At 73.3% G+C, this 4,370-nt stretch carries 4 protein-coding genes; all 4 read left to right on the top strand.

From position 1 onward, the window contains the following. Positions 1 to 666 (top strand): AMP-binding protein (locus K6I34_RS32590; protein ID WP_229331644.1); only part of this gene is annotated, 666 nt, incomplete at its 5' end. Then, entirely contained in the window at positions 663 to 1,820 is a 1,158-nt protein-coding gene (locus K6I34_RS32585; protein WP_229331643.1) for a thioesterase domain-containing protein, read from the top strand. The genes K6I34_RS32590 and K6I34_RS32585, both read left to right, overlap by 4 nt. After that, positions 1,807 to 3,174 (top strand): aspartate aminotransferase family protein, encoded by a 1,368-nt coding sequence (locus K6I34_RS32580; RefSeq protein WP_229331642.1) that lies wholly within the window; start codon positions 1,807 to 1,809, stop codon positions 3,172 to 3,174. The genes K6I34_RS32585 and K6I34_RS32580 overlap by 14 nt, the downstream gene beginning before the upstream one ends. Continuing rightward, positions 3,171 to 4,166, top strand: a complete 996-nt coding sequence (locus K6I34_RS32575) for an aldo/keto reductase (protein WP_229331641.1) — start codon at positions 3,171 to 3,173, stop codon at positions 4,164 to 4,166. Before K6I34_RS32580 ends, K6I34_RS32575 begins: the two co-directional genes overlap by 4 nt. Positions 4,167 to 4,370: the final 204 nt, after the last annotated feature.

Here is a 4,370-nt window from a genome sequence, read left to right as displayed (position 1 = left end):
CCCGGCCCCGTCGTCGTCGGTGTCGGCCGCCCCGTCACCGGGACCGCGGTCCGCGTCGTCGCCCCCGACACCCTGCTCACCCGCCCCGACGGCACCGAGGGCGAGATCTGGGTGCGCGGCCCCGGCGTGGCGGCGGGCTACTGGGGCCGGCCCGAGGCGACCGAGGCCACCTTCGCCGCCCGCCCCGCCGACGCGCCCGCCGCCGGGCCGTACCTGCGCACCGGCGACCTCGGGCTCGTGCGCGACGGCGAACTGTACGTCACCGGGCGCATCAAGGACCTCATCATCGTGCACGGGCAGAACCACTACCCCCAGGACATAGAGGAAGCCGTCTGGTCCGCCGACCCGCGGCTGCGCCCCGGCTGTGTCGCCGCCTTCGACACCGCCTTCGACATCGGGAGCGGCGACGGCTCCCGCGTCGTCGCCGTCGCCGAGTACGAGGGCACGCCCGCCGAGGCCACCGCCGTCGGCGCCGCGGCCTGCCGCGCCGTCACCCGGGAGTGCGGTCTGCGCCTGTCCGAGATCGTGCTGATCCGGCGCCGCACCGTGCCCAAGACCAGCGCGGGCAAGATCCGCCGCGGCACGGCCCGCGACCGCTACCTGAACGGCGGCCTCGACGAGATCGCCCGCGTGCCCGCACCGCTGTCCAGGGCGGCTCGCGCATGACGGCCACGACGGGCGGGCAGCCCCGCACCGGCCTGGAGAAGACCCTCGGGGACGTCTGGACGCGCGTCCTGGGCACCCCCGTCGGCATGGACGACAACTTCTTCGACCTCGGCGGCGACTCCCTGCTCGCCGCGGAACTCGTCGCGGGCGTCGAGCGCGACCTGATGGTACGTCTGCCCCGGCGCGGAGCCGCCGAGTTCGCCACCGTACGGCGCATGGCCCGGTGGATCGCCGCCCACACGCCCGAGGACGCGGCCGAACGCACCCTGGTGCGCTTCTCCCCGCCCGGCGGCGAACTCCCCGCCTTCTTCTGCGTCCACGGCATGGGCGGCCACGTCCTCGTACTCGGACGGCTCGCCCGCCGCCTGGAACACCTCGTCAGCACATACGGCTTCGAGGCCGTCGGCCGCAACGACGCGACGCGCGGCGACCGCACCGTGCCCGCCATGGCGGCCCGCTACGTCCGGCACATGCGCCGCGTCCAGCCGCACGGCCCGTACCTGCTCGGCGGCTACTCGATGGGCGGGGCCGTGGCCCTGGAGATGGCCGCCGGCCTGACCGCCGCGGGCGAACGGGTCGACCACGTCCTGCTCCTCGACTGCGACCTGCGACAGCCCGACATCCCCGCGATCCGCGCCCGGGCCGTGGAGTTCGTCTCCCGAGCCCTCGGGCTCGACCCGCCGGTCACCGCCCCCTACGAGCGGCTGGACGCGGCCGCCGCCGAGATCTGCCGGCGTGTGGGCGGCGAACGCTCGGGCCTCACCCCGCGCGAGGTGAGCCGCTTCGCGGCCGTCTACGTCGAGAACGCCCGCGCCATGACCGGCTGGACCCCGCCGCCCTACGCCGGGCCCATGACGCTCGTGCACACCAGCGAGGGCACCCACAGCACTCACGATGGCGCCACCGCGACCGGTCCCGAGGTGTACGGCTGGGGCCCCTACGCCACCGGCGGAGCACTGCGCGCCGTCCGGGTGCCCGGCGATCACTGGACGCTGTTCACCACCCACGTGGACGAGCTCGCGGCGGTGTGCGAGAGCGTGCTCCGCCCGGTGACGTGCACGACCGACCAGACCCACGCCCATGCTCACGCTCTCACGACAGCGCACGCAACAGGCCGTCCGACAGGACAAGGAGTCAGTGATGACCACAGGTGAGCACCCGCCCGGCGGCCCGGCGACGGGCACGGCGGACGTCACCCGGCGCGAACGCGAACTGCTGGACGCCGCCCAGCGGTACAGCTTCCGCGGCCGCATCGACACCAGCGCCTTCTCCGGGCCCGTGTTCGCGTCCGCGCGCGGCTCCGTCGTCACCGACCTGCGCGGCAACGAATACCTGGACTTCAACTCGGGCCAGATGTGCGCCGCCCTCGGACACAACCACCCGCGCGTCCTCGCCGCGATCCAGGAGGCGTGCGAGACGATGCTGCACGCCCACAGCAGCCACTTCAACGTCAAGGAGATCGAGCTCGCCGAGAAACTCGGCAGGCTGCTGCCCGACCCACTCACCCGCAGCCTCTTCGGCGAGTCCGGCGCCGACGCCAACGAACTGGCCCTGCTCCTCGCCCGCATCTTCACCGGCGGCCGCGAGGTCTTCAGCCCGCACGTGAGCTACCACGGCCTGTCCGCGAGTGCCCGCTCGGTCACCTTCGCCGGCTGGCGGCGCGGCCACGGCCCGCTCTCCGGCGACTCCTACGCCCTGATCGCCCCGTACTGCTACCGCTGCCCGCTGGCCAAGACCTATCCGTCCTGCGGGCTGGCCTGCCTGGACGCGAGCTTCGAACTCGTCGACGCCCAGGCCGCCGACCAGCCCGCCGCCGTCATCACCGAGCCCCTGTTCAGCGCGGGCGGCGTCATCGACCCGCCGAAGGGCTGGCTGGCCCGGCTGCGGGAGAAGTGCCACGAGCGCGGCATGCTGCTGATCGTCGACGACGAACAGACCGGCCTCGGCAAGCTCGGCACCATGTTCGGCTTCACCGACGAGGACAGCGAGGACGTGGTGCCCGACATCGTCACCCTCGCCAAACACCTCGGCGGGGGCGTCGGTATCAGCTCGGTCACCACCACCGACGCGATCGAGGAGAAGGCCGTCGAGAACGGACTGACCGTCACCCGCTCGCACAGCAACGACCCGCTGCTGTGCGCCGCGGGCTCCGCCAGCGTCGACATCGTCGTCGAGGAGGACGTCCCCGCCAAGGCCCGCGCGCTCGGCACCCGCCTGCGCGAGCACCTCGGCGCCCTGATGGAGCGTCACGAACTCGTCGGCGACCTGCGCGGGCGCGGCATGCTCGTCGGCATCGAGCTCGTCCGCGACCGCGACACCAAGGAGCCCGCCTACGAGGAGGGCAACGAGATCGGCCGCCGCTGCTTCGAGGCCGGGCTCATCTTCAGCGTGCGCCGCGGCGGCAGCGTGCTGCGCTTCGTGCCCCCGGCGAGCACCACGCTCGACCAGATCGACCAGGGCATGGAAATCCTCGGCAAGGTACTGGAGGAGGTGAGCACCGCCTCATGATCCCGCCGCCGCCCACCCGCCGCCTCGGCGCCCTGGAGGTCTCCGCCGTGGGCCTCGGGTGCATGGGCATGACCGACTTCTACGGCACGGCCGCCGACCCGGGCGTCGCCGTCCGTACCCTTCACGAGGCCGTCGACCTCGGCGTCACCCTCCTCGACACGGCCGACGTCTACGGGCCGCACACCGGCGAGGAACTCGTCGGCAAGGCCGTCGCCGGAATCCGCGAACGGGTGGTCCTCGCCACCAAGTTCGGGCTGATCCGCGGGCCCGGCAACACCTGGCTCGGCATCGACGGCAGCCCCGGCCACGCCAGAGCCTGCTGCGACGCCTCGCTGCGCAGGCTCGGCGTCGACCACATCGACCTGTACTACCTGCACCGCGTCGACCCTGCCGTGCCCATCGAGGAGACCGTCGGCGCGCTGGGCGAGCTCGTCGCGGCCGGGAAGATCGGCCACATCGGACTATCCGAGGCGTCCCCGGCCACCGTCCGGCGGGCCCACGCCACGCATCCGGTGACCGCCGTGCAGTCGGAGTACTCCCTGTGGTCCCGCGACGCGGAGGGCTGCCTGCTGGCCACCCTGCGGGAGCTCGGCATCGGCTTCGTCGCGTACAGCCCGCTGGGGCGGGGTTTCCTCACGGGGACGCTCACCTCGCCCGACGCGTTCGTCGAGGGCGACTACCGGCGGGCGAGCCCTCGTTTCCAGCCGGAGAACTTCGCGGTCAACCTCGATCTGATCGCCCCGCTGCGGGCGCTCGCGCGTGCGCGTGAGGTGACACCGGCTCAGCTGGCGCTGGCGTGGGTGCTGTCGCGGGGCGAGGACGTGGTGCCGATTCCGGGGACGAAGCGGGCGCGTTATCTGCGGGAGAACGTGGCGGCGGCGTCTCTTTCTCTTACGGAGGGGGAATTGGCGGAGATCGGCGAGGTGGTTTCGCCCTGCCGGGCGGCGGGGGAGCGGTATCCGGCGCACCGGATGGGGGAGCTGGACGGTTGACGTCCAGCTGTCACCGGGGGCTGCCGCCCCCGGACCCCGCTGCGCCTACCGGGGTGCGTCTTGCGCTGCGTGCGCGGCTGCGGGTCGTCGACGGCCGGTCGCGCAGTTCCCCGCGCCCCTAAAGGGGCGCGCCTTCCCGTCCACCTCCGGTTGTGGGCATGCGTTCCGCTAGGGGCTGGGGGTCCCCCCGGACGGAGTCTGGGG

It is taken from the genome of Streptomyces sp. UNOC14_S4, from assembly GCF_020740835.1.
Classification (GTDB): Bacteria; Actinomycetota; Actinomycetes; order Streptomycetales; family Streptomycetaceae; genus Streptomyces.
The sequence above is the reverse complement of the archived record's forward strand: the minus strand, read 5'-3'. Positions and strand labels throughout refer to the sequence as shown.